Genomic DNA, 24329 nt, shown 5'->3' on the forward strand with positions numbered 1-24329 from the left:
GAGAAAAATAGATGGCAAGTCAACCTACTCATGCGGTCTCGGCAGAGCAACTTATGTTGTCAAAAATGCAGGCGATGCAGGCACAAGTGCAGCCGCCAGAGTTTATCGTGAGTGCAAATCCTTTAGATCAACAATCACTAAACGCACCATTATCGTTCTCACAAGCGATGACAAATGTGTTGGATACAGTGAATCAACATCAATCAGTGGCTAGTCAAAAAATGACGGCCGTAGAAACAGGAAAAAGTGATGACCTAGTTGGTGCGATGGTCGCTAGCCAAAAAGCCAGCTTATCATTTAATGCTTTGATGCAAGTGCGCAACAAAGTCGTGACCTCATTTGAAGATATTATGAAGATGCCGGTGTAATTCATGTCAGAACTAACCCCCCAAGTCGCCGGAAATACAGCCATGACCTCCGGCTCAGCACAGACATTTTCTACTGCGAATAGCATGGACGATGTAACAACGAAGCTGAAGCAAATCTGGTCGAGTAGCCAGAGAAACCTAGTGTTATCTGCCGTACTCGCTGCGATTGTTGCGGCAATCATTGTGGTCGCTCTTTGGAGTTCCTCACAAAGCTTCCGTCCACTGTATAGCCAACAAGAACGTTTTGATATCGGAGAGATTGTCTCGGTATTAGAAAGTGAAGGTGTGAGCTACCGTATGCAAGAGCAAAATGGCCAAGTTCTTGTGCCAGAAGGCGAAGTTGCGAAAGTTCGCATGTTGCTTGCGTCAAAAGGTGTTAAAGCCAAACTGCCGACAGGTTTGGATTCGCTTAAAGAAGACAGCTCTCTCGGTACAAGCCAATTTATGGAAACGGCGCGTTACCGTCATGGTTTAGAAGGTGAGTTAGTACGCACTATCATGTCTCTGAATTCAGTGGCGAATGCGCGTGTTCACTTAGCTATTCCTCGTCAAACCTTATTTGTTCGTCAAAACAGCGAGAACCCTTCAGCGTCAGTGATGCTTGAGCTGAAACCTGGCGAAGACCTCAAGTCTGAGCAAGTTGAAGCAATCATCAACCTAGTGGTTGGTAGCGTGACGGCGATGAAGCCTGAATTTGTATCTGTTATCGACCAATATGGCCGTTTACTCAGTGCAGATGTTGCTTCGGCGGAAGCAGGTAAAGTCAATGCAAAATACCTTGAATATCAAAAGAACGTTGAGAAGCAGATCATTCAACGCGCAGCAGACATGCTTACGCCAATTGTGGGTCCGAGTAACTTCCGTGTGCAAGTTGCTGCCGATATGGACTTTAGCCAAGTTGAAGAAACGCAAGAGATTTTGGATAACGCACCTGTCGTACGTAACGAGCACACCATTCACAACAACTCAGTTGACCAAATTGCGCTAGGCGTACCAGGTTCTCTAAGCAACCAACCGCCGGTAACTGGTGAAGAAGTAGAAACGAACGATAGCCAAAACACCAACGCACGCTCTGAAGTAAACCGTCAGTATGCAGTGGGGAGTAGTGTTCGTCGTACTCAATACCAACAAGGTCAAATTGAGAAAATGAGCGTGTCGGTACTGCTGAACTCGAAAGCCTCTCCGGATGGTGTTGCTTGGAGTGAAGCAGATAAAGAGCAGATTTCAAATATGATCATGGATGCCGTCGGTATTTCTGCGGCACGAGGTGACAGCTTAAGCTTGATGAGTTTCAACTTCACTCCAATTGAAATTGATGCGCCTCCTGCGCTGCCGTGGTGGCAAGACCCTACAGTACAGCAGCCAATACGTTACGTTATCGGTGGTTTGTTAGGCTTGGCGATGATCTTCTTCGTACTACGCCCATTGATCATGCACCTCACTGGCGTTGATAAGCCAGTACCAGAGTTAGACTTTGCAGAGCCGCAAGAAGAGCCTGATTACGACAACCTGCAAACGCGTGAAGAGCGTGAGCATGAAGAAGTGCTTGATCGCCGTCTATCAGAAAAAGGGATCTCAGCCTCTTCCGGTTTAGATGTAAACAGCGACATGCTGCCTCCAGCCGGTTCGCCACTAGAGATTCAATTGAAACACCTACAGCTTATTGCCAATGAAGAGCCAGAGCGCGTAGCCGAAATACTGAAACAATGGGTAAACATCAATGAACACAGTTCCATCAAAGCAGACGCTTAGTTATGTAGAACAAACCGCGCTCGTGCTATTAGGCATGGGCGAGGATGCCGCTGCGAAGGTTTTACAGCACTTTAGCCGTGATGAAACCCAGCGGGTGACTCGTGCAATGGCGAAGTTGAATGGCATTAAGAGCGATTCCGCTCGCGGCGTTATTCAAACTTTCTTTGAAGACTTTCGTGAGCACAGTGGCATTCGTGGAGCTTCTAAAGAATATTTGTCTAATACGCTACGTAAAGCATTGGGTAATGATTTGGCAAAAGGGCTGCTGAATACGCTGTATGGTGATGAAATTCGCAACAATATGCAGCGCTTACAGTGGGTAGAAGCAGAAACGCTTGCTCGTTTCATTGTGAATGAGCACCCGCAAATGCAAGCGATTTTTCTTGCCTATTTGCCAGCCGATAGCTCTTCAGCGGTGTTGAAGCACCTGCCACAAGATTACCATGACGAAATCTTGTTCCGAATTGCTCAGCTGCAAGACATCGATCATCAAGTTGCTATTGATTTGCATGAGCTCGTTGAGCGCTGCATTGAAAAAGTATCTGCAAGCCAAAGCACACCGCTATCTGGTGTCAAGCAAGCTGCTGACATCATTAACCGCTTTGAAGGTGATCGCGGGTCGTTGATGGAAATGCTGAAGTTGCATGATGAAGATGTCGTTAATGCCATTGAAGAGAATATGTTCGACTTTATGGTTCTTGGTCGTCAGCGTGAAGAAACCATGGACATGCTGGTGCAGCAGATCCCACTAGAATTGTGGGCAGTTGCACTTAAAGGTTCAGAAATTACGTTACAGCAAGCCATTAAACGTTCTATGCCTCAGCGTATGGTGAAAGCACTGGAAGACGATATGGAAGCGCGCGGGGCTGTTGCGCTAAGTCGTGTTCAAAAAGCGCGTCAAGATATCATGCAAATGGTGCGTGAATTGGATGAATCTGGTGAAGTTCAGTTGCTTCTTTATGAAGAGCCAACGGTGGAGTAACGTCATGGTAGAGACAAAATCAAGTACGATGCGACTGCCGCCGAGTGGATACCGTTTGCACCGTTTTCCGCCTTTGGCGCAGCCTAAGGCTATAGAAGACGAATTCGGGCTAGATAACCAAGGTTGGCAAGAGCCGCAAGTTGATATTCAACAGCAGCTTGAAGCCGGTTTTCAACAAGGTTTACAACAAGGGCATGAGGAAGGCTTACGTCAAGGTATCGAGCAGGGTAAGCAACAAGGTCTACTAGATGGGCAAAAAGAAGGCTTCCAAAAAGGCTTTGTGTCTGGTGAGCAGTCAGGAAAACAGAGTTTTCTAGAGGCGGCGAAACCCGTGAACGAGCTCTTTCATGCGCTGTCTCGCTGGCAAGACGAAAAAGAGCAACAGCAACGCCATATGATTTGTGAGCTGGTACAAAAAGTGGCTCAGCAAGTGATTCGTGCTGAGCTCACTTTAATGCCTCAACAGATCCTTGCCTTGGTGGATGAGACACTGTCTGCCATGCCTGGCAAAGCGGAAACCGTAACCGTGCATTTAAATCCGCAGGATTTAGAACGAATTACTCACATTAATGCTGATCTGCCACAATCTTGGAAACTGGTGGCTAATACGGAACTTCCGATTGGTGGCTGCCAACTAATGACCGATGATGCAGAGGCGGATGCAAGTTGCGACTCTCGTTTAGAAGCCTGTATGGACAATGTAAAACAACACCTTTTGGATGAAGTTAGTATTCCGCAGGTAGAATCAGAGCATGAGTAATACCTTAAGCCATGAGCTATTGAGTGAGCGTTTGAGCGAAGCATTGGCTTCGCTCGATTCAATCCCTGTTGCTCGCGTGACAGGGCGCTTGATTAAAGTAAACGGCTTAATGTTACAAGCCGTTGGGTGCCGGTTTAAACTGGAGCAGCGCTGTCTCGTAGAAACCGCAGAAGGCGACATGATCGAAGCGCAAGTGGTGGGCTTTGAGCACACTATTGCTTACCTAATGCCTATTCGGCGCTTAGGTGGCTTATTTGCTGGTGCGAAAGTCATTCCTCTGGACGGTGACAGTACCGTGCAGTTAAGTGCTCAGTGGTTAGGGCGAGTGCTGAATGGTTTAGGTGAGCCGTTGGACGACGGGGCACCGCTAAAAGGGGGAGATCGTGTTTCACTTGAACCAAAACCGATTAACCCTTTGAAGCGACGTCCTGTTGATACCCCACTCAACGTTGGGGTGCGCGCAATCAATGGACTCTTGACCGTCGGAAAAGGTCAACGCATTGGTTTAATGGCGGGCAGTGGTGTCGGTAAAAGTGTTTTAATGGGGATGATCACCAAAAACACCGAAGCCGATGTGATTGTGGTCGGTCTTATTGGTGAGCGAGGCCGAGAGGTACGCGAGTTCATCGAACGAAACTTAACCCCAGAGGCGCGCAAGAAGGCGATTATCATCGCAGCTCCTGCTGATGAATCCCCGCTGATGAGGTTAAGAGCGACACTGCTTTGTCATCGCGTTTCCGAGTATTTTCGAGACCAAGGCAAAGATGTTCTGTTGTTGATGGACTCTCTCACTCGATACGCCATGGCACAGCGTGAAATCGCTCTTTCGCTTGGCGAGCCTCCGGCATCTCGCGGTTATCCGCCCTCTGTCTTCAGCGTGTTACCGCAACTCCTTGAGCGTGCGGGCAACAGTGAAAATCAGCACGGTAGCCTAACCGCAATTTATACCGTGTTGGCGGAAGGGGACGACCAGCAAGATCCTGTCGTGGATTCTGCGCGTGCTATCTTAGATGGGCATGTTGTATTATCGCGTCAACTTGCCGAGCAAGGGCACTATCCTGCCATTGATATTAATGCGTCTATCAGCCGTTGTATGAGTACCTGTACACAGGAGGCGCATAGCACGATCGCGAATAATTTCCGCCAGATGTACTCCAACTATCTTCAGGTGAAAGAACTGTTGCCGTTAGGAGGCTATCAACCGGGGCAAGATCCTGAATTAGATCAATCTGTTGCTATGTATCCAAACTTACGTGCGTATTTACAACAAGCCGCCAATGAGTCAGTGGATTACCCAACCAGTTTGACCGAGCTTGCGCAGCTTTTTCAAAGTGCTTAACCAAATGGGAGTGGTATCGTTGAGATGAAATCCAAGTTAAAAGCAGTGGGTAAGCTGCAACAAATGGAAGAAAAGCAACGTGATCGTGTGGGTCAACAACTTGATGCCATGCGTCAACGTCACTCCCATCTTTCAATGCAGTTGGAACAATTGTCAGCATTGAAAGGCCATGCGGGACAATCAACCAGAACTGTTCCAACACTGACAAGCGCAGCACTGATGAACTTTAATCGTGTCGATCAAATGCTGCAAAAAATGCTTCGCCACCATGAGCATGAACAAGCCGTCATGCAAGCGGAATGCGCGTCTGTACAAAAAACGCTGGAGCACAAACATGCTCGTGTTCAAGGGTTAGAAAAAGTGCTCGAACGATGGCGTACTAAGCAAAATTATGAAAAAGCGAAAAAAGAGCAAAAAATAATAGAAGACATCATCAACTCTCGTGTTAAGCGCAAGATATTATGATGTCTTATCGAAGCTATTAGGAGCGCGAATAAGTTCCGCGGCGTCTTAGCCAACCAAACCAGCCTCCAAGCATGATCATCCCTGCGCCAAGTGCGCCACCACTACTGCCATTATCCTCAAAGCCAGATGTGTTGGTATCTTCTGGTTCAAAGCCGGAATCACCTTCACTATGATAATCTTCTGTGCTTGCTAAGAGGGCATTGTAACGAGTCTTCACTCCCGAGCTGGTTTGGGCTTCAATCCATGTTGTGTAATTTAGAACCTCAGTAAACACACTCGGAATCGCAGCGGATTCACAAACAGAAGAACCATAGCTCACAATACCGATTTGTTGATACATTCCGTTATTGTCTTGATAGGTGAGAGGGCCACCAGAGTCACCGCTGCAAATACCGGTATAACTGCGCTCAGGAAACCCATTGGCACATAAGCTTTCTTGAACATTAAACCCCGTCACTAAAGAAGCACATTGCGCATCAGTGAGTGGTTTTACTTCCGCCCATCGCAAATAATTTGGTCCACTTTCATCGTTGGTCGAGGTTTGCCCTAAACCGAATATCTGATAAACCGATTGGCTGCTGTAATCACCAAAATCTTGCGGCAACGTAATGGATTGAACGTTGTCGGTGATCGGGTGGGTAAGTTCAAGTACGGCGATATCATTAATCCATAAATCACTAGGCTCGTAATTTGGATGAATAGTGATAGAGCGAACATCTTTGAATTCCTCAACAAACACATCGTTCATTGTCGGGTTTTTTACTAAGACTCGCAGATCATTGATTGTCCATCCATCAGAAAAAACACTCGGCTCTACACAATGAGCGGCGGTTAAAATGAAGCGGTCATTAACAATCGTGCCGCCACAGATGTTGGCAAATTGATTAGCGCCAGTTTTGTGTAGAATGAGTCGTGCGAAAAAGGGCAATTGATTTTGAGTGGCTTGCTGGCCGCCTATGATTGCCGTTGAGATACCTTGCTCTGAATGAGCGTCTTCACTTTCAGCGACTGCACTCATGGGTACTGTGAGGCAGAGTACGCTTAACCATATTTGATACCGCTTCATAAACCATCCTTGGATGAAAAGTGCTCTTTCTAACTTTATACTAATTTTTCAATGAATGTGCTTAACAAAAGGTTTCTTTAATTGAATGATTGTTGCAACCACGAGCGCAGAAGGTGAAACGATTCCAGCTTTAGCTTGTGTGGCGGGCATACAAAGTAAAGCTGTTGATGAGGATTAATTACGGGTTCGCCCAGCTCGATTAACTGGCCATATTTGATGTCATCTTTCACAAACAAGCGATGAGTGACCAATAACCCCAAACGACGAGTTGTGGCCTGGACGGCTTGTATCGACATATTAAAAGTGATTGGTTTTTTGCTTTTAGGTCGCAGGATGCCAGTCGCATTCTGCCACACGTTCCAGTCATTTTTTCTTCGTTCGTTAGTGACTTCAATGATGGGATACTGCTTTAACAGTTGAGCGATATTTGAGTCTTTCGTCTTAGCTATCAATTCAGGGCTACACACCAAAACCAGTTCATCTTCACTAAGCTTTTCACAGTAATAATCTTGCCATTCATCGGTGTTTCCATGCACGAGGGCTGCGTCGATACCTTCTTGCTCTAGATTAAACCTGCCAGACAGGTTGGATAAACGAACGTCTAATTGTGGAGCAAAGTCCTGCAAACTCGACATCCGCGGAATCCACCAATGCAGCGCCAACGAATTCACCATATTCAGCGTAATACGTTGCAAGTTTTGGTCTTGGATTAGCGCTTCTGTGGCATCGACAATTTGTTCTAAAGCTGGCGCAACCTTTCGATAATATTTTTTACCGTCAGCATTAAGTTGAACTTGTCTGCCTACGCGATCAAACAGAGGTTTGTTGACCTGAGTCTCCAGTGATTTTATCGCCTGACTCACCGCCGAATGACTCACACTTAATATCTGCGCTGCTTCTGTCATGCTGCCAGATTCCGCCACGGCGACAAATGCATAGATGGATTTTAGAGGGACTAATTTACGCATATTTTAGAAACCATAACATGATGAGAGATAAGTTAACCTGTAAGTTTTTCTTACATTAATGGTTAATATTACTCGCTATTTACAATAAGTGATATCTCATAAAATACTCCACATATTAAGGAGTATCGAATGAATGCAGTAAATAAATCTATCCTTTTCATGCTGATGTCTACGTTAAGCTTATCTGTTACTGGGTTGTTAGCAAAGCAGTTGACAGGTGAACTTTCCGTCACACTGTTTAGTTTCTTACGCTTTTTGGCTCCTGCACTTATTTTGCTTGTCTTACTTCGTTTCAAAAATCTTACCTTTCCTAAAGCTGGGACGTTAAAACCGATTTTGCTTCGCGCCTTTTGTATCGGCTTATCACAGTTGTGTTTCATCGCGTCATTACAAACGTTAACGCTGGTAGAAGGGGTGGTATTGTTTGCCACTGGCCCATTATTTATTCCTTTGGTTGAAAAGCTGTTTATGGGAGGCCACATTCGCGTTTCAACATTGGCGGCTTTAGCAATGGCGTTTACTGGAGTGGTTATGTTGGCGGGAGTTGGTGGGGAGTTTACTTGGCGCTCGGATTTATTACTCGGTCTAGCTGGTGGACTCTTCAATTCCGGCTCTCAGCTTACGCTATATAAAGTGAGTAAAACTGATATGTCGCCATTAGAAATCAACTTTTGGGCGTTTGGGTTTGCTGCCGTATTTCTGTTACCGCTAACGTTGTTTAACGACATCGATGTTTTCCTCAAAGCCAATGTGATGGAATCTACTGTTTCTTCTAATATGCTGTGGCTCGGTGTAATGTCCCTGATGATCATTAACACCCAAGTTTTCCGCTCCAAAGCGTATCAACTGGCAAGCAGCGGCTCTCAACTTGCACCACTTATTTTTACTAACCTACTGTTCACCGCGGTTTGGCAGAGTGCGTTTTTCGATGACCGAATGAGTCAAAGCCAAATTATCGGGATGAGTTTAATCGTGCTCGCAACCATACTGAACACATGTTGGGTTCGCTTTACGGCGCATCGTGGTGGTAGGTTACAAGCGAGAACTTCTTAGCCTGTCGGAAAATAGAGGATTAAGTAAGGCAAATCAGAGGTGAGGTTTGATTTTTTCTGACAATGAACTAGCGTCAAGAAAGGTTCAGGGAGAGAAATAATGCTTACGCTAAATTATTACGTTGAGATTTCAGCTACACCGCAACGGGTGTGGGAAGTGCTAACCGATGCTGAGTTATACAAACGCTGGGCACAGGCTTTCTCACCCCAGTCTCAATTTGATGGGATATGGGAAGAAGGGCAAGACATCACTTTTTTTGATCCCGATATGGGCGGAACGCGAGCGACTATCGATATCGTGCAACCGCAACAGCGTCTTGAATTTCATCACATTGCTATTTTTAATCTGGATAATAGGCAGCAATTGGATGGGGATTTAGCATCTAAGTGGATTGGATCACGAGAGATCTATCAGATCGACACCAATAGTGATCGTTTGTTACTCAATGTCACCATTCATACGCACAGCGACTTTGTTTCTATGTTTAATCACGGATGGGAAAAAGCGTTGCCCCTAATAAAAGCCATCAGTGAGGAGCAAGCTTAAGTCTGATACTCATCTTGGGCTGACGGTACGTCACGTGTAGGTATACAATAGCACGCAAGATAGCGCACCTAAGAGAGTGGATGATGGAATTTAAAGTTGATACCCATACACATACGTACGCCAGTGGTCATGCGTACAGCACCTTGATTGAAAATGCAAAATTGGCGAAAGAGAACGGCTTGGATATGTTCTGTACTACCGATCACGCAGAATCAATGCCGGGCGCGCCGCATTACTGGTTTTTCTCCAACCAAAAAATCCTGCCTCGATTTTTGGACGGTATCGCGATCATTCGGGGTGTGGAATCCAACATTCTTAATACCGAAGGCGACATCGATATTCCGCTGAGTGTCGATCGTAACCTAGATTGGGTTATTGCAAGTTTCCATGAACCTGTTTTTCGTCCTGCAAACAAAGAAACTCATACGGAAGCGCTCATTAATGTGATTCAAAACGGTCGTATTGATGCGCTTGGCCATCTTGGGAATCCAAATTTCGACTTTGATTTTCAGGCCGTTTTAACGTGCGCGAAAGAGCATAATGTTGCGATTGAAATCAATAACACCACGCTAAAAGGGAATAGCCGAGTGGGTAGCGTAGACCGTTGCCACGAGATTGCACAAATCGGTAAAGATCTCGGTGTCTTCTTCACAACAGGAAGTGATGCACATTTCTGCCATGATGTTGGTAATCTGGATTTGGTTGGAGAGCTAATGGATAAAGTGGGTATCGATAGCAAAAAAGTGATTACTCACACCGCTCAGCAGTTTTTGTCTTTCTTAGCTCTGAGAGGCCGTAAGCCAATTCCAGAGTATGACGACATTCGCAACGCATAAACTTGATTACATTTTAGGTATGCACCTGGCGTAAGATTGCTTTACACTGCGACCCGGAAATACTCAACTAAGCTAGTTTGTCGCCTTTTATGGCGTGGGTTATTTGGGTAAATAAAGCCGACACAGAATTCGGCACTATAAATGGAGAAGTGAAAATGTTACGTCCTTTAGTCCTAGGGTGTGCGATTGCGTTTGGCTCAACATACGCAATGGCGGAAGCGGTTGATTTAAAACAAAACATGAAGCAGATGAAGATGGAATTCAAACAGGCGGCAGAAGCGTCGGATGTTGAAACCATGAAGTCTGCAATTGATAGCTTGCAAGCAATCGTCGAGCAATCTAAGCGCGGTAACTATCCACCAGAGAAATTCGATACCTACTTAGAAGGCTTTAATAAACTAACGGTAACGTTAGACAAGATTGAAGCAGACTTAGACGCTGGTAACCTGCAAGACGCGAAAGCGCAATTACGTGAAATTGATAGCCTACGTGAAGAATACCACGACAAGCGTAACCCAAGTATTTGGAGTAAGCTGTTCGGCTAATCGCGATAAAAGCTGACAATAGAATATGAAAATAGCCTGCCGTTTTGGTGGGCTTTTTTGTGTCTGTCAATTGCGGTATTGAAGAAAAGCTGTGAGGTGGCAACCACTTATTGATCCTGTTTTTGAGCTAGCACTCAGAATTAGTTACGCTGAATTAAATTTGTTAAGTCACCGTTATGCGTAGATTAATTCCTTTTTATCGCTCCATGCTATTTGCTAGTGCTCTAAGTTGGGTGCTAGTGACGCTGATGCCTGTTATCAATGCTCATGGTAACAGCATGGGGGTGTGGGCGACGCTATGTACGCTTAACGGTTTTGAATTGGTTCAAATCGAAGAAAGTGACAATGCCGTCAGCCATAAAGGCAAACCGTGTCCTTTTAGCCACTTCTCGACCTTTCATCATGATTCACTTCCAACTACACCAATACTTCCACAACTGAGCTTGGTCATTTCTGAAAGCTACACTTTTTTGGCTCTAAGTGTACGATTTGAAACGCCAGTTCCTCGTGCCCCACCAAAGTTAGCGTTGATAAACTTCTAGCGGCAAGCCATCTGGATCTTTGAAAAAGGTAAACGCTTTGCCTGTAAATTCATCGATGCGAATGGGCTCTACCTCAATTTCTCTCGCCTCTAAATATTCTTTAACATGCTCGACATCATCCACTTGAAAAGCAAGGTGGCGTAACCCCTGAGCTTCAGGAAAGCTCGGTCTCTCTGGTGCGTCCGGAAAGCTAAATAGTTCAACTTGGCTACCGTCAGGTAAAGCGAGGTCAAGCTTGTAGGAGTCTCTGGCTTCACGATAATTTTCAGCAATGACTTTTAGCCCTAACAATTCGGTGTAAAAGCGTTTTGACCTTGGATAATCACTGCAAATGATCGCGACGTGATGAATGGCATTAAACATGGTTAGTGTCCTCGGAGACTAAATGCTCCTTAACGAAGTCGATAAACACGCGCAGACGAGCAGGCATGTATTTGGTTTGCGCATACTGCATCGCGATAGCACCGTGGTAGTTACTCTTGATCATCCAGTCCGGTAGCACCTCTACCACTTCTCCTTGCTCTAACGCGTCTTTGATCACGAAGTCATGGAAGATCCCAATTCCCAAGCCAGACTTAACCCCGTTCAAGCGCATTTGAGAATGGTTGACGGCGTAACGCCCGCTCACTGCAATGGAGTGGAATGCTTCCTCTTTAAAGAACGACCAGATGTTGTCTTTGTCGTTTTCGGCAAGGTAAATACAATCGTGCTGCTCAAGCTCAGTCGGATGCTCAGGCATACCGTGTTTGGTGAGGTAATCTGGAGAGGCACATAAGACAAGATTGGTCTTGCTGATCTCTTTGAGTACCAAATTCTCATCGGGTTTGTCGGTGAGCTTAAACGCGACATCAATACCTTGGCGGAACAGATCGATCTCACCATCTGCTGCACGCAGCTTAAGCTGTATATTTGGATAACGTTCTAGGAATGGCAACACAAACGGTTGAAGCACCGAATTAAGAAATGCTTCAGGGGCTGCTACTGTGAGTGCGCCTGTTGGCTCGGCATGATCTTCCGCCGATAATTCAACGGCTTGCTGCGCGGCATTCACCATTGCGATGCTTTGGTCGTAAACCTTTTGCCCTGCTTGAGTGATGAGCAACTTACGAGTTGTGCGCTCAAACAGTTTCACTGAGAGGGCTTGTTCCAACCGTGTGATCAACTTACTTAAAGCCGATGGCGTCACGCCGAGTTGTTTGGCTGCAGCGGTAAAACTGCCTTCGTTTACCACCAAGATAAACGACGCAAGATCAGGAAGTAGGGCAATGAGTTTTGGATTAACCATAATTGTTCAGTTCTGCGCTGCGGAATAACGATATTGTCTGGTACGGTTTCACGAGGTTCAAGTGTCACCGTCTCGCTTTAACGATATTTTGCCAAAAATGCATTGAGTGCAGGCAAGCCAGATTCACCAGTATGGTATTGCTGCCAACAGTGATAAATGGCCGTTTCGTGGTCTGCAATCAATTCGATAGCTTCTCGCTCAGCGATTGAATACTGTTTTGAAGCTTTCACTTCTTCATGCCACTCTCGATATTTGACCTCATAAGGCTCCACCCATTTCAGAAGAGTCGCCACCAACTCTTGCCATGGTAAACCAATCCACTTGGTTGCATCTGCCAAGCCTTTATCCAGCATCTCTTGGTGTCGACTTTCGATATCCATGCCATTTGTCAGCAGTACAGGTTTGAGCTTTTCTGCGGTGAGTTCTTCCACTTCAATCAAGGTTTGCCACAGTGTTTGTTGTTCACTTTGGGCGTAATGGCTCAAGTAGTGGTTGAAAAAAGCGATGCCGTAGATTTCGCCATAGTAGGCAGACAGAACGTTATGAATCATGGTGAGAATCGTGATTTAAACAGGGAATATCGCATTGTAGGAGGGGAAAGCGCGACGTGTAAATAGCTGATTAAGAGTAAAAAAGTGCTGCTGACAGAATTCGAACAGAACTTGTGAGAATTTTATGAGAATTCGATGAAGTTGCTGATAGATTTGCTCGTCATTCTTAGAGGCAAGAACGCAAAACGTTCGAAACGCAATGCTTAACCTACTCAAGTCACGAACAAAGAAGTAAAGCCGTACAGATGGGCTTGGGTAGTTCAACCCTCATTAAAGGATGGAATCACAATGAAAAAACGTACCCAACTCGGACTCGTCATGACTTCAGTCGCTATGGCACTAGGCTCTGCATCAGTGAATGCGGCGGAATTGGAAATCACCGTGACAAACGCAACCAAAGGCATCTACTTTACGCCACTTATTGTTGCTGCACATGGCTCCGACCTTCAAATGTTCAGAACGGGTCAAGCAGCAACGCCAGAACTAGAAGCAATGGCAGAAGGCGGTGATATCTCTGGTCTTGCTAGTGTGATTGGTAACGCTGGTGGTGTGGTGGTTGAGAATCCTGCTGGTGGTATTTTGAATCCGGGTGTTGCAACCACCTTCACTTTGGACAGTGGTGACCACGGTTATCTTTCTCTGAGCGCTATGTTGCTGCCAACCAATGATGGCTTCGTCGGTCTGGATAGCTGGAAGATTCCAACGGAAGCGGGTACATACCGAGCAACGCTAAGAAGTTACGATGCCGGTACAGAAGCGAACGATGAACTTGCGTCTAGCATGCCAAACCCACCTTTCATTACCTTTGGTACTGGCGGCACAGGCGTTGAAGCAACAGTAACTAACGACAAAGTTCACGTGCATCCGGGTAACCTTGGTGATAGCGATCCAACCGGCGGCATCAGTGACCTAGATAGCAGCAGCCATCGTTGGTTAAACCCAGTTGCAACCATCACAATCGTTGTGAAGTAAGGGGGATGTATGAAAGTCAGAATCTTACTAGTAGCAGCTTCAGTCGGTTTGCTCGCCGGTTGTCCAAGCGATGATGATAACGACATAGTGAAATCGTACCGCTACACCGTCAACGTGGCGAACTTGACTGCGAATCAACCAATGTCTCCGCTTGCGGTACTCACTCACAATGGTGACTACCAATTGTTTGAAATTGGACAAGCCGCATCTGTTGAACTTGAGCATCTTGCCGAAGGCGGTAGTAACGCAGAGCTGATTGAGTTGATGAACAGTAATGACAGTGTTTACCAAGGTATTTCGGGTAATGGATTGGTGTTGCCGGGGGAATCGGACGAAGTCACCATCACGGTTGACCCTAGTCGTTACGGTTACTTGTCTGTGGCGTCTATGTTCGTGAATACCAATGATGCCTTTGTTGGCGAAACGGGGCTATCGCTCAAATCGCTCGCAGTGGGTGAAAGCTATGAAATGAGCATGAACGTTTGGGATTCTGGCACAGAACTGAACGATGAGCTTGCCGCAACCATTCCAGGCCCAGCAGGTGGCGGTGAGGGCTTCAATGCCGCGCGTAATGACAGCAATGATGTCGTTGCCTTCCATGCGGGGGTAGTTAGCCAAGGTGATGGATTAGCAAACTCAGCACTCTCTGCGAACCATCGTTTCTTGAACCCAGGTGCGAAAGTCACCATCACTCGAGTCGAGTAACACAGGCTCCGATGACTTCTCCTTTCCAAAGCGCTTGTAGCCGAGCGCTTTATCCCTCATGGCGTCATCGGAACCTTTTTTGAAAGAATTTCTAATTTGTTCCGGTCATGTGCAAAGTGAGGATACTCGAAGGCAAGGAAAGGACCATGGAACAACAGGCAATCAATTTAGTCGCTAACATCTTGTTGGTGGAAGATGACGATGATTTGGCAGAACTGGTTCAGATGCATCTTAAGTTTCAAGGACACCAAGTGTCGCGAGCAACAAATGTCGCCGATGCTAAAGCGCAATATCAGCAACAACCCTTTGATTTATTGATCCTTGACCGAGGTTTACCAGATTGTGATGGTCTAGACATCTGCCATTATTTGCGTCAGCAACAAGATTGGAGCCCAGTGCTCATGCTGACAGCCAGAGACGGTGAAATGGACAAGGTTGACGGTTTAGAAGCGGGCGTTGATGACTACATCACTAAGCCATTTAGCGTATTAGAATTCCAAGCACGAGTGAGAAACGTGTTACGCAGAGTCAGCCAAACCGCAGAAGCAAAGGTCGCAAATGAGGTCCTCGACGATGCGATGGATTTTGGCCCGCTGAGAATCATTCCGGAGTTGCATCAAGTATCCCTCAATGACAAAGATGTCACTCTTACCGCGACAGAGTTTACTTTGCTGCAGTTTCTCGCGACTCGTCCGGGCAGAGTCTACAGTAAAGATGAATTGCTCGATCACGTTTGGAACACCAGTCATTCTGGTTATCACCACACGGTGTGTAGCACCATAAACCGTTTACGCAGCAAGTTGTCTTTGTCTGATTCTGATCATCACTTCATCCAAACCGTGTGGGGTGTAGGGTATAAGTTTCAACCAAGGCACTAATGCAAGAAAGTAAGTCAAAACATCAAGCCAAGACAGTAGGTTGGCAGTTGTTTTCACCGTCATTTTTTAATCATCACGGGTGTTTCAAAAACATCGCTGTTTAAGGAGGCGATAAGATGAGCTTCAAATCTCGCTTGGTAGTATTTACTAGCTTGTGGTTCTGCCTCGCGGCGGTGGTGATTGCACTGACTTACAATTGGCAAAAAGAAACCATCGAGTTACGCACTAAGCAAAGTTTGCACAAAGAGCTAGCCAGCCACATGCGTGATGATAATCCGCTGATGATCGGGACGGATTACAACCCTAAAGCGCTAAAGTCGATCTTTCACACGCTCATGCTGATTGGCCCTGATTTTGAAATCTACTTCCTCGATAGCCAAGGCAATATCACCACCCATGCTGCGCCAGATGGGGCAAAGCTTATGGACTCGGTGGATCTGAACCCCATTCAGCAATTCTTAAACAACGAACCGCTTCCCATATTAGGCGAAGATCCTCGTAATCGCGGTGAACACAAAGTGTTTTCTGTTGCGGCGATAGAGGAACTAGGCTCTACGGTCGGTTATCTTTATGTGGTGATTGGCAGTACCCGACATGACGCCATTGCCAATGCGCAAGTCGATACCCCTTACATCGCGCTGGCAGGATTGGTCTTAGTGTCCATTTTAGGCTTTGCTCTCGGGGCTTATGTGCTGGTCAAACGTAGCCTATTGAACCCGATTGAGCGTGTGACCAAGCAACTTCAACAGCAAGCCGAACATGATTTTCACCTGCAACCTGACTTTACTTACCAAGTGCCGGAGCTCGTGCCGATTGCGCACTCTTATCAGATGATGGCGAAGCACATTCAGCAGCAGTTTTTACAGTTGGAGTATCAGTCTTCTCATCGCCGTCAAAGCTTATTGCAGCTCAGTCATGACTTAAAAACGCCGTTATCGAGCGTGCTTGGCTATCTGGAAACGTGGCGTTTGCAGCATCCGGGATCCGATCCGCTGATTGATGTCGCGTTCCGAAATTGTGAGAAGCTCTCAACTCAATTGCATTCTTTATTAGACGCCGCGCGTAAAGAGGAACCAATGCCAAACTACGAGTACCGCCCCATAGATCTTGGCGCATTGATGGCAGAATGTGCCGAGATGATGCAGAGCCAGCTTTCTCGTAAAGAAGTGGTGTTGAAAGTGGATATGGATAGCGAGATCCAAACTGTGGGTGACAAAGGACTCTTAGAGCGGTTGGTATTGAACCTGCTTGAAAATGCGTTGCGCCACAGCCCACTCGGTTCGGAAGTGCATTGCCAAGCGCATTTGAGTGAGGATAAGTCGCGAATCCTGTTCACTTTTGTCAATCGAATTGATAAAGATGCCGTCGGGGGCGCATTAGGAATTGGTACAAAGATAGTGCAGTCAATTTTAATGTTGCACCACAGCTACTTAGAGACGTGCGAGACGGACACTGAGTATCAACAAAAATTCGCACTTCTCGCTACTTGAGGAGAAGCGCGAATTTGGCTTATCGAATGACTACTTAATAACGCCACATACAACGCGCGCACCGCCGCCGCCTAATTTAGCAGGATGGTCGGAATGATTGTCACCACCAGCATGAATCATTAATGCTCGGCCTTTTAAATCTGATAATTTTAGGCGAGGCGCGACAACGGGCTGATTAGCATTGCCATGCATGTCCACGTAGAGTGGAGGCAGGTCGCCTAAATGATTGTCATCGGTCCAAGGGTAGCCATGTTTCCCTGTGTTGCTGGGGTCATAGTGACCACCTGCTGCACCGCCAAGGACGGTTTTGCCATTCTTCTCCGCGCTATCGCACGATGGATTGGTGTGAACATGGAAACCGTGCACCCCTGATGACAAACCTGATAACTGAGGCATAAATACCACGCCATAGTCACTTTGTGAAATCTCAATGGTGCCAGCGCTCTTCTTGCTGTTGAGATCGGTCATCGCGACAGTCTGCGCAAGTACGTTAGGAGCGGCTACGAGAGTGGCAGCAACTGAAATGCATAGCAATCCTTTTAACATGGGACTTCCTTCTTTTTGGTTGTACGCTCAAGCACATATTAGTGAAAACTTCTCTTCCTTATGTCTGTTGAGCGGTGGGTTTATGTCAGAGAGTGATGTGTCTCACTCTATGGTCTTAAACTGGTATCTATCTGCGAAACCAGCTCTCCATTATTACGACTTAACATATTGAGATTGTTCAGATATAAAAAGAATAGACGTCAATCAAAAAATAGCCTGAATATATTTAAATTAACGCAAAGTTAAATTTTTAATGACTTTATAACAAAGCTCATAATTGTTTTATAAAGAAGTTGTCGGAATTGTCTTCTATAAAAAATAATCAATTTAATGAATATTTTAATGTGAATATGGTTGTTTATAGGTTTGTGGTCAAACTGTTGCTTATATCATCAAATAAGATAAAAAATTGGAACTAAAGTCACTTAATGGCAGAGGAAAAAATTAAACTCTGGTTTTAATGGGTAATAATGTTTTAGTAACAGATAGTTACGCACTTAAAATTAATAATATGGCTAATTTCCGACAAGGATTGAAAAAGATGAAAGACAAGGAATCTATTCAGACTAATAGCAGCCGCCGTAATTTTCTGAAAGGCGCAACAGGAGCTGTTGTTGCTGGTGTGAGTGCTTCCGCTTTCTCGGGCGCAGTTCAAGCACGAGAACAGAAAATTGATTGGAGCAGCCGCGGGCTAGGTAGAAAACACGATAAGCGCTTTTGGCGTAAAGTGCAACGACAGTTCGTTTTGGATAAACGTACGACTTACATGAACATTGGCACAACGGGTTCTATGCCAAGACAAGTTCTTCAAGATTATGAGCATAACAACAAGTTGGTGGCTAAGTATCCTTGGGATATGAAGGGCAAATTTGGCTCTTGGCCTTATGTCTCTGAGATGGTTCAAGAAGTAGCGCCTGGCTTTGGTGCTAACCCAGAAGAAATCATTCTCAGCCGCAATACTACTGATGGTCTATGTTCGATCATTAACGGCTTACACTTTGAACCAGGCGATGTGATTCTAACGACGCACCATGAGCATATGGCTGCAACATCACCGATGAACGTCGCAAAACATCGTTTTGGCGTCGATGTTGTTGAAATTCAACTACCAGTATTTACCGGTACTGAAGACGTTTCTGAACAAGATTACATCCAAGCTTTCCGCGACGCGCTTGATGCGCATCAAAACGTTCGCCTCATCATGTTCTCTCATATCACCTATAAAACGGGAACGGCGTTACCAGCCAAAGCCATTTGTGCTTTAGCGAGAGAATATGGTGTGCCTACGCTTGTAGATGGAGCGCATACTGTCGGTATGTTTGACCTCGATTTCCATGATATGGATTGTGATTTCTATGCAGGTTCTGGCCACAAATGGCAGTGTGGTCCTGGCGCAACCGGTATTTTGTACGTACGTGATAACGCCAATCGCTTGAATGAGTATTGGAGTGATCGTGATAACCCGTTGTGGTTGATCAACTCTTCACTTTCTCATGCGGATTACTTAGGCAAGCAGTTACAGATGCAGTACATCGGGAACGACAACTATCCTGCTAAACAAGCGTTAGTTGATAGCTGTAAAATGTGGGATGAGATTGGCCGTGACCGCATTGAGGAACGTGTTCTAAGTCTTGGTAGTTTGTGTAAAACCTTACTTCAAGAGTACTTGCCACAAGCCCAAATGTACTCACCAAACGTGGAAGGTTTAACGAGTGGCTTAACCACAGTTAACCCATTCTCTGATGTGACGAATGAAGACATATTGACTGAATTCAGAGATCGTCTGCGTGAAGAATATGGCTACATCATTCGAACAACCAGCTTTAAGCTGCATAAAGATGATGACTTTGATACTTACGCACTCCGTATCTCCACGCACTTGTTCCATGACGAGCAGGATGTTGAAGGGCTCGTGGTGGCGATGACGAATTTGTATTACTCGTCGTTCTAACATCGTTGTTTATCACTCAAGCGCCCATGATTGGGCGCTTTGTGAAAGGTAAGGATATTATTATGTCAGTCAAAACATTCAAAAGAACTTTAGCGGCGATGGCGCTTATGGCGGCCTCTGTTATGTCCTCTTCCGCTTGGTCAGACGACTTACAACAGATCCGTGATCGCGGAGTGTTGCGCCATATTGGTGTGCCGTACGCTAACTTCGTTTCTTATATTGAACAAGGTGAAGTGGAAACCTTGACTGGCTTAGATGTAGAGATAGTAAAAGGCTTTGCCAAGTCGTTGGGCGTCAAGTACCAATATGTTCCAGCTCAGTGGAGCGATATGGTAGGTAAGCTGACGGGCCAAGATGTTCAATACCATAATAAGCAAGCTGTTGTGGGAGAAAGTGTTCCAATCGAGGGTGACTTGATCGCAAATGGCGTTACCATTCTTGACTGGCGCTCTGAAGTTTTAGACTTTTCACAAGATTACTTCCCGTCGGGCGTTTGGTTAGTTTCCAGAACAGATTCCACGCTGAGTCCGATTAAACCAAGTGGTTCGGTTGATGAAGATGTAAAAAACGTCAAGCAGCTTATTAATGGTCGCGAAGTGTTGGCGTTGGAGCACTCTTGTTTGGACCCTAACCTTTATGACTTATATGACACAGGCGCAAAAGTCATACTGCCTGATGGGGCTCGTCTTCTTAATGAGATGGTGCCAGCAATAATGAAAAATGATGCGGAAAGCACATTACTAGACGTCGCCGATACGTTAATTGCATTAGAAAAATGGCCAGGTGAAATAAAAGTCATTGGTCCAGTATCCGAAAATCAGAAAATGGCTGTTGCATTCCGGAAAAACTCGCCGGAATTACGCAAAGCATTTGATCGTTATTTAGATTCAATAAAGAAAGATGGAACCTACGAAAAATTAGTAAAAAAATACTATCCATCTATTTACTACTTTTATAACGATTACTTCATAGAAGATAGTAAGAAAACCCGATGAAAAAGGCCGTTAAAAAAATATCCAGTAAAAAATTTATTGCAATAAGCGCAATATTAGTCTCTATTTATTTAGCTATGCTTATTGTTGTGACTAGTTTGGGGCAAAATAAATTAAAAGAATCCCAGCATAGGGAACTCGGTTTAAAAGTAAAAAGCTACGCAAGCACACTCGATAATTTATTTACCATTGCCAGTGAGGATGTTGATAATTTATCTACAGATAAAACAGTACAAACATTCTTTGCTAATTTAGCCTCTGGCATGTCAATGGAGTACGGATTAGGAGCGAGTTTAATTAACTTGAAGCGTCGTTTCGATGAAAAGATAGATGGTAAGTTAATTAATAGCAGCCAAATCTATAAAAAGCTCACACTGGTAGGCAGTGATGGCACAACGATTGTCACGACGGGCTCTGAAGACAACATAGAGCATAAGATGGATATCCAAACCTTAATGACTCAACATGGGCATCCCGAAGAGGTTTGTGCAACTCGATATAACGACGATGTGCGTATCCAAGTCATCAAGCAAGTTAAGTTCTCTGGAAAGCCAGTTGCCTTTCTAATTGCAGATCTCAATAAAAACATTGTTATTGATCAGCTTACTAATCAAGAGCACGAAGACAGTTATAGCCGGCTGGTGCTCAAAATAAAAGACGTTGAGATGGTCGTATGGGATACAATAAATAAAACGTCTTCTCATAATAAAGATGAGAATTATTTAATATCTGAAGCCGTTGATGGAAAAATATATTTTGAAGTGCCTGTTGAAAAACATCACTTCAAACTTATGGCTTGGTTTGAGCCTTTGAGTGAGCGAGATATTTTCACATCACGGATCTTCATTCTCGGTTTGAGTATTCTTGCTGTTATGGTTGTTATTGCGCTGTGTTATGCGTTCATTACAAACAATAATAGAATTGAATTGAAAATTAAACTTGAAGAAGAGAAAAAGCGAAAAGACATTCTTTCTCAACAGAACCGAAAACTAACTAACGAAATTGAACGCCGAAAAGCGTCTGAAAAAGAACTCGCCTTCCAAGCTAAATACGATACGTTGACTAACTTGCCTAATCGCAGCTACGGTTCTGAGAGACTGGCTTTGGAGTTGATTAGAGCGTCACGTAGTGGTTCAAAAGTATTGGTCATGTTTATTGACTTAGACCACTTTAAGCAGATTAACGATTCAATGGGTCACTTTGTTGGCGACGAGATCCTTAAACTTAGTGCTCAACGACTGCATCAAGTCGCGAGAAAAACAGACTTACTGGCGAGAATTGGTGGGGATGAGTTTTTATTAGTGATTCCTGACTTGCCTGATAATGACACCGCGAAGCGCGTTGCTTCAAGCGTGCTTTCGGCGTTTAACGATCCATTTGTATGGAACAACCATGAATTCTTCTTGAGTAGCAGCGTCGGAATGTCTGTATTTCCGGATGATGGAGATAATGCCGAGCAGCTCCTCGCCTGTGCTGACATGGCGATGTATCGCGTGAAGCAAGATGGACGCGATGCCTTCTGCTTTTATAACCACAATATGAACCAAGACTTGCAACGCTATTTGGATTTGGAAAATCGACTAAGAAATGCCATCTCCAGCCAATTACTAGAGTTGTATTATCAACCTATTATTGATCTGAGCAGTGGTAAAATTGTTGGCGCAGAAGCGTTAATGCGTTGGAATGATGAGAAGTACGGATTCGTAAATCCTGAAGAGTTTATCTCTATTGCTGAGAAAAATGGCTTGATTCATCAAATTGGTGAATTCGCTATCCAGCAAGCGTGCCGCCAAGCGGCGCAATGGCAAAGTCTGACGCCGCTGTTTGTTTCTGTGAATTTCTCCAGTGTTCAATTTAGGTATTGTGATCGCTTACTTGCGTTTATTAAGAAGAGCCTTGAGGAATCTGGTCTTCCATCAGATAAGTTCGATATTGAGGTGACAGAGAGCCTTCTCTTTAACCACGACTCAGAGCTATTAGACATGCTCAATAACTTAAGAGCGTTAGGCACTAAGCTTACCATCGATGACTTTGGTACTGGCTATTCTGCGTTGAGTTACTTACAGAAATTTCCGTTCGATCGCCTTAAGATTGATCGCAGCTTTATGCAAAATATGTTCGAAAACGACTCCGATCGTGAGCTCGTCAACGTGATCATTGCAATGGCGAAAGCGCTGAACCTTAAGATTGTTGCTGAAGGCATTGAAGAACAGCGTCATGTCGATTATCTAAAAGACTTAAACTGTGAGTTCGGGCAAGGTTTCCACTATAGCCGCCCGTTACCAGCCAAAGACTTTGAAGCACTACTTAAACAACCAACTGGGCGATAACTCCTTTTATTACAATATTATAGGAAAGCATTAATTGAATTCGTGCCTTGGATTCATTAATGCTTTTCCACCTTAAGGGATAATCCTTCTTCCTTCCTTGAATTACACTACAATTAATTGATGAGTGATAGCCCGTGATGCCCGTCACATAAAGGCTCAACCTAATTCTAAACGAGTAAATACTCGCCAAAATAACCAGGAAGGAATTTCAAATGTCTTCTGCATTCTACCAACAGATTCAGCAGCAAATTGAAGAAGTGAAGGCTGAAGGTCTTTACAAATCAGAGCGTGTAATCACGTCTCAGCAGCAAGCGGCTGTTAAAATCTCTACCGGTGAAGAAGTATTAAACTTCTGTGCAAACAACTACCTTGGTCTTGCTAACCATCCTGCGCTAATTGAAGCGGGTAAAGCGGGTATGGACGAGCACGGCTTTGGTATGGCGTCAGTACGTTTCATCTGTGGTACTCAAGACATCCACAAAGAGCTTGAGCAGAAGTTGTCTAAGTTCCTAGGTAAAGAAGATACGATTCTTTACACCTCTTGCTTCGATGCAAACGCAGGTCTGTTCGAAACCATTCTTGGTAAAGAAGACGCAATTATTTCAGACGCACTAAACCATGCGTCAATCATCGACGGTGTTCGTCTATGTAAAGCAATGCGCTTCCGTTACTCAAATAACAACATGGAAGAGCTAGAGCAACAACTGATTGCTGCGAAAGAAGCAGGCGCACGCCATATTCTTATCGTTACAGACGGCGTGTTCTCAATGGATGGCGTAGTGGCGAACCTTCCGGCTATTTGTGACCTAGCTGAAAAATACGGCGCACTGACCATGGTTGATGACTCTCACGCGGTTGGCTTCATGGGTAAAACGGGTGCAGGTACGCACGAATACCACAACGTGGTTGACCGTATCGACATCATTACAGGTACGCTAGGTAAAGCAATGGGTGGCGCCTCAGGCGGTTACACATCAGGTAAAGCGGAAGTGATCGACTGGCTACGTCAGCGTTCTCGTCCATACCTATTCTCTAACTCTGTTGCACCAGCAATCGTAAGCGCTTCTATCCGCGTTCTAGATCTACTAGAAGAGAGCGGTGACCTACGTGACCGTCTATGGGAAAACGCAGCACACTTCCGCGCACGTATGGAAGCTGCTGGTTTCACAATGGGCGGCGCTGACCATGCGATCATTCCAATCATGCTAGGTGATGCGAAAGTGGCAGCAGAATTTGCTGAGCGAGCACTAGAGAAAGGCATCTACGTAATCGGCTTCTCATTCCCTGTGGTACCAAAAGGCCAAGCGCGTATCCGTACTCAAATGTCAGCAGCGCATTCTCGTGAGCAGCTAGATCGTGCAATTGATGCGTTCATCGAAGTTGGTAAGGACATGGGTCTTATTTAAG

At 45.2% G+C, this 24329-nt stretch carries 25 protein-coding genes; 19 read left to right on the forward strand and 6 right to left on the reverse strand.

Annotation, left to right across the window (positions count from 1 at the left end; translation table 11 throughout):
* The first annotated feature begins 11 nt into the window (after positions 1–11).
* From fliE to fliJ, 6 genes are read left to right on the forward strand one after another with little or no spacing between them, the layout of a single operon-like run.
* On the forward strand, positions 12–368 hold the full coding sequence (gene fliE / locus LIX84_RS11150) for a flagellar hook-basal body complex protein FliE (RefSeq protein ID WP_005375045.1): 357 nt from the start codon (positions 12–14) through the stop codon (positions 366–368).
* Between the two features lie 3 nt (positions 369–371).
* Positions 372–2120 carry a flagellar basal-body MS-ring/collar protein FliF gene (fliF, locus tag LIX84_RS11155; protein WP_031780427.1) on the forward strand — a complete coding sequence of 583 codons (1749 nt, stop codon included), beginning with the start codon at positions 372–374 and terminating at the stop codon, positions 2118–2120.
* Positions 2089–3102 carry a flagellar motor switch protein FliG gene (locus LIX84_RS11160; RefSeq protein WP_005394839.1) on the forward strand — a complete coding sequence of 338 codons (1014 nt, stop codon included), beginning with the start codon at positions 2089–2091 and terminating at the stop codon, positions 3100–3102. The genes fliF and LIX84_RS11160 overlap by 32 nt, the downstream gene beginning before the upstream one ends.
* A gap of 4 nt (positions 3103–3106) precedes the next feature.
* Positions 3107–3862 (forward strand): flagellar assembly protein FliH, encoded by a 756-nt coding sequence (fliH, locus tag LIX84_RS11165; protein WP_226421316.1) that lies wholly within the window; start codon positions 3107–3109, stop codon positions 3860–3862.
* On the forward strand, positions 3855–5201 hold the full coding sequence (gene fliI / locus LIX84_RS11170) for a flagellar protein export ATPase FliI (RefSeq protein ID WP_005394843.1): 1347 nt from the start codon (positions 3855–3857) through the stop codon (positions 5199–5201). The genes fliH and fliI overlap by 8 nt, the downstream gene beginning before the upstream one ends.
* A 24-nt stretch (positions 5202–5225) precedes the next feature.
* Positions 5226–5666: a flagellar export protein FliJ gene (gene fliJ, locus LIX84_RS11175; RefSeq protein ID WP_005394844.1), complete on the forward strand. Its 441-nt coding sequence runs from the start codon at positions 5226–5228 to the stop codon at positions 5664–5666.
* A gap of 16 nt (positions 5667–5682) precedes the next feature.
* Here fliJ and LIX84_RS11180 read toward each other — a convergent pair whose 3' ends face one another.
* Positions 5683–6684, reverse strand: coding sequence for a S1 family peptidase (locus LIX84_RS11180; protein ID WP_443083701.1), 1002 nt, complete (start codon positions 6682–6684; stop codon positions 5683–5685).
* A 125-nt stretch (positions 6685–6809) separates the two neighbouring features.
* Positions 6810–7700, reverse strand: coding sequence for a LysR substrate-binding domain-containing protein (locus tag LIX84_RS11185; RefSeq protein WP_182035993.1), 891 nt, complete (start codon positions 7698–7700; stop codon positions 6810–6812).
* A 129-nt stretch (positions 7701–7829) separates the two neighbouring features.
* Here LIX84_RS11185 and LIX84_RS11190 point away from each other — a divergent pair, with 129 nt between their 5' ends.
* The 5 genes from LIX84_RS11190 to LIX84_RS11210 all read left to right on the forward strand — a co-directional run bounded on the left by LIX84_RS11190 (position 7830) and on the right by LIX84_RS11210 (position 11222).
* The gene (locus LIX84_RS11190) at positions 7830–8753 is read left to right on the forward strand and encodes a DMT family transporter (RefSeq protein WP_005394849.1); all 924 of its coding nucleotides are present in this window, start codon (positions 7830–7832) and stop codon (positions 8751–8753) included.
* A gap of 99 nt (positions 8754–8852) precedes the next feature.
* Entirely contained in the window at positions 8853–9299 is a 447-nt protein-coding gene (locus LIX84_RS11195; RefSeq protein ID WP_226421318.1) for an SRPBCC family protein, read from the forward strand.
* Between the two features lie 83 nt (positions 9300–9382).
* Positions 9383–10135 carry a phosphatase gene (locus LIX84_RS11200; RefSeq protein WP_046876136.1) on the forward strand — a complete coding sequence of 251 codons (753 nt, stop codon included), beginning with the start codon at positions 9383–9385 and terminating at the stop codon, positions 10133–10135.
* A gap of 155 nt (positions 10136–10290) precedes the next feature.
* Entirely contained in the window at positions 10291–10680 is a 390-nt protein-coding gene (locus LIX84_RS11205; RefSeq protein ID WP_005394852.1) for a cytochrome b562, read from the forward strand.
* Positions 10681–10856: 176 nt separating this feature from the next.
* Positions 10857–11222 carry a hypothetical protein gene (locus LIX84_RS11210; RefSeq protein WP_080619260.1) on the forward strand — a complete coding sequence of 122 codons (366 nt, stop codon included), beginning with the start codon at positions 10857–10859 and terminating at the stop codon, positions 11220–11222.
* Here LIX84_RS11210 and gloA2 read toward each other — a convergent pair.
* From gloA2 to LIX84_RS11225, 3 genes are all read right to left on the reverse strand, one after another.
* Positions 11202–11585 carry an SMU1112c/YaeR family gloxylase I-like metalloprotein gene (gene gloA2 / locus LIX84_RS11215; RefSeq protein WP_074190384.1) on the reverse strand — a complete coding sequence of 128 codons (384 nt, stop codon included), beginning with the start codon at positions 11583–11585 and terminating at the stop codon, positions 11202–11204. The genes LIX84_RS11210 and gloA2 overlap by 21 nt on opposite strands.
* Positions 11578–12507, reverse strand: a complete 930-nt coding sequence (locus tag LIX84_RS11220) for a LysR family transcriptional regulator (RefSeq protein WP_226421319.1) — start codon at positions 12505–12507, stop codon at positions 11578–11580. The genes gloA2 and LIX84_RS11220 overlap by 8 nt, the downstream gene beginning before the upstream one ends.
* A 77-nt stretch (positions 12508–12584) precedes the next feature.
* A complete protein-coding gene (locus LIX84_RS11225) occupies positions 12585–13058 on the reverse strand; it encodes a hypothetical protein (protein WP_053808288.1) in 474 nt (157 codons plus the stop codon).
* A gap of 288 nt (positions 13059–13346) precedes the next feature.
* On the opposite strand from LIX84_RS11225, the gene LIX84_RS11230 reads away from it, so the two are divergent.
* The 4 genes from LIX84_RS11230 to LIX84_RS11245 all read left to right on the forward strand — a co-directional run bounded on the left by LIX84_RS11230 (position 13347) and on the right by LIX84_RS11245 (position 17103).
* Entirely contained in the window at positions 13347–14030 is a 684-nt protein-coding gene (locus LIX84_RS11230; RefSeq protein WP_054866843.1) for a spondin domain-containing protein, read from the forward strand.
* 9 nt (positions 14031–14039) lie between these two features.
* Positions 14040–14735, forward strand: coding sequence for a spondin domain-containing protein (locus tag LIX84_RS11235; protein ID WP_104972911.1), 696 nt, complete (start codon positions 14040–14042; stop codon positions 14733–14735).
* Positions 14736–14881: 146 nt separating this feature from the next.
* The gene (locus LIX84_RS11240; protein ID WP_226421320.1) at positions 14882–15613 is read left to right on the forward strand and encodes a response regulator transcription factor; all 732 of its coding nucleotides are present in this window, start codon (positions 14882–14884) and stop codon (positions 15611–15613) included.
* A 116-nt stretch (positions 15614–15729) separates the two neighbouring features.
* Positions 15730–17103: a sensor histidine kinase gene (locus tag LIX84_RS11245; RefSeq protein ID WP_182035997.1), complete on the forward strand. Its 1374-nt coding sequence runs from the start codon at positions 15730–15732 to the stop codon at positions 17101–17103.
* Between the two features lie 30 nt (positions 17104–17133).
* On the opposite strand, the gene LIX84_RS11250 is transcribed toward LIX84_RS11245, so the two are convergent.
* Positions 17134–17649, reverse strand: coding sequence for a superoxide dismutase family protein (locus LIX84_RS11250; RefSeq protein WP_114322786.1), 516 nt, complete (start codon positions 17647–17649; stop codon positions 17134–17136).
* 541 nt (positions 17650–18190) lie between these two features.
* On the opposite strand from LIX84_RS11250, the gene LIX84_RS11255 reads away from it, so the two are divergent.
* The 4 genes from LIX84_RS11255 to LIX84_RS11270 all read left to right on the forward strand — a co-directional run bounded on the left by LIX84_RS11255 (position 18191) and on the right by LIX84_RS11270 (position 24328).
* Positions 18191–19600, forward strand: coding sequence for an aminotransferase class V-fold PLP-dependent enzyme (locus LIX84_RS11255; RefSeq protein WP_085342558.1), 1410 nt, complete (start codon positions 18191–18193; stop codon positions 19598–19600).
* Between the two features lie 62 nt (positions 19601–19662).
* Entirely contained in the window at positions 19663–20595 is a 933-nt protein-coding gene (locus tag LIX84_RS11260; protein WP_226421321.1) for a transporter substrate-binding domain-containing protein, read from the forward strand.
* Positions 20592–22922, forward strand: coding sequence for a putative bifunctional diguanylate cyclase/phosphodiesterase (locus LIX84_RS11265; protein ID WP_226421322.1), 2331 nt, complete (start codon positions 20592–20594; stop codon positions 22920–22922). The genes LIX84_RS11260 and LIX84_RS11265 overlap by 4 nt, the downstream gene beginning before the upstream one ends.
* 212 nt (positions 22923–23134) lie before the next feature.
* Positions 23135–24328: a glycine C-acetyltransferase gene (locus LIX84_RS11270; protein ID WP_005394869.1), complete on the forward strand. Its 1194-nt coding sequence runs from the start codon at positions 23135–23137 to the stop codon at positions 24326–24328.
* The last annotated feature ends 1 nt before the right edge of the window (position 24329 follow it).

The organism is Vibrio sp. E14, assembly GCF_020515785.1.
GTDB classification, from domain to species: domain Bacteria; phylum Pseudomonadota; class Gammaproteobacteria; order Enterobacterales; family Vibrionaceae; genus Vibrio; species Vibrio diabolicus.

Bases quoted from the DNA above. Each gene is read 5' to 3' on its own strand.
- fliE (WP_005375045.1), top strand. From the start codon at position 12: ATGGCAAGTCAACCTACTCATGCGGTCTCGGCAGAGCAACTTATGTTG.
- LIX84_RS11230 (WP_054866843.1), top strand. From the start codon at position 13,347: ATGAAAAAACGTACCCAACTCGGACTCGTCATGACTTCAGTCGCTATG.
- LIX84_RS11245 (WP_182035997.1), top strand. From the start codon at position 15,730: ATGAGCTTCAAATCTCGCTTGGTAGTATTTACTAGCTTGTGGTTCTGC.
- LIX84_RS11190 (WP_005394849.1), top strand. From the start codon at position 7,830: ATGAATGCAGTAAATAAATCTATCCTTTTCATGCTGATGTCTACGTTA.
- fliH (WP_226421316.1), top strand. From the start codon at position 3,107: ATGGTAGAGACAAAATCAAGTACGATGCGACTGCCGCCGAGTGGATAC.
- fliJ (WP_005394844.1), top strand. From the start codon at position 5,226: ATGAAATCCAAGTTAAAAGCAGTGGGTAAGCTGCAACAAATGGAAGAA.
- LIX84_RS11250 (WP_114322786.1), bottom strand. From the start codon at position 17,649: ATGTTAAAAGGATTGCTATGCATTTCAGTTGCTGCCACTCTCGTAGCC.
- LIX84_RS11205 (WP_005394852.1), top strand. From the start codon at position 10,291: ATGTTACGTCCTTTAGTCCTAGGGTGTGCGATTGCGTTTGGCTCAACA.
- LIX84_RS11200 (WP_046876136.1), top strand. From the start codon at position 9,383: ATGGAATTTAAAGTTGATACCCATACACATACGTACGCCAGTGGTCAT.
- LIX84_RS11220 (WP_226421319.1), bottom strand. From the start codon at position 12,507: ATGGTTAATCCAAAACTCATTGCCCTACTTCCTGATCTTGCGTCGTTT.
- fliF (WP_031780427.1), top strand. From the start codon at position 372: ATGTCAGAACTAACCCCCCAAGTCGCCGGAAATACAGCCATGACCTCC.
- LIX84_RS11180 (WP_443083701.1), bottom strand. From the start codon at position 6,684: ATGAGTGCAGTCGCTGAAAGTGAAGACGCTCATTCAGAGCAAGGTATC.
- LIX84_RS11185 (WP_182035993.1), bottom strand. From the start codon at position 7,700: ATGCGTAAATTAGTCCCTCTAAAATCCATCTATGCATTTGTCGCCGTG.
- LIX84_RS11235 (WP_104972911.1), top strand. From the start codon at position 14,040: ATGAAAGTCAGAATCTTACTAGTAGCAGCTTCAGTCGGTTTGCTCGCC.
- LIX84_RS11265 (WP_226421322.1), top strand. From the start codon at position 20,592: ATGAAAAAGGCCGTTAAAAAAATATCCAGTAAAAAATTTATTGCAATA.
- LIX84_RS11210 (WP_080619260.1), top strand. From the start codon at position 10,857: ATGCGTAGATTAATTCCTTTTTATCGCTCCATGCTATTTGCTAGTGCT.
- LIX84_RS11160 (WP_005394839.1), top strand. From the start codon at position 2,089: ATGAACACAGTTCCATCAAAGCAGACGCTTAGTTATGTAGAACAAACC.
- LIX84_RS11195 (WP_226421318.1), top strand. From the start codon at position 8,853: ATGCTTACGCTAAATTATTACGTTGAGATTTCAGCTACACCGCAACGG.
- LIX84_RS11240 (WP_226421320.1), top strand. From the start codon at position 14,882: ATGGAACAACAGGCAATCAATTTAGTCGCTAACATCTTGTTGGTGGAA.
- LIX84_RS11225 (WP_053808288.1), bottom strand. From the start codon at position 13,058: ATGATTCATAACGTTCTGTCTGCCTACTATGGCGAAATCTACGGCATC.
- fliI (WP_005394843.1), top strand. From the start codon at position 3,855: ATGAGTAATACCTTAAGCCATGAGCTATTGAGTGAGCGTTTGAGCGAA.
- LIX84_RS11260 (WP_226421321.1), top strand. From the start codon at position 19,663: ATGTCAGTCAAAACATTCAAAAGAACTTTAGCGGCGATGGCGCTTATG.
- gloA2 (WP_074190384.1), bottom strand. From the start codon at position 11,585: ATGTTTAATGCCATTCATCACGTCGCGATCATTTGCAGTGATTATCCA.
- LIX84_RS11270 (WP_005394869.1), top strand. From the start codon at position 23,135: ATGTCTTCTGCATTCTACCAACAGATTCAGCAGCAAATTGAAGAAGTG.
- LIX84_RS11255 (WP_085342558.1), top strand. From the start codon at position 18,191: ATGAAAGACAAGGAATCTATTCAGACTAATAGCAGCCGCCGTAATTTT.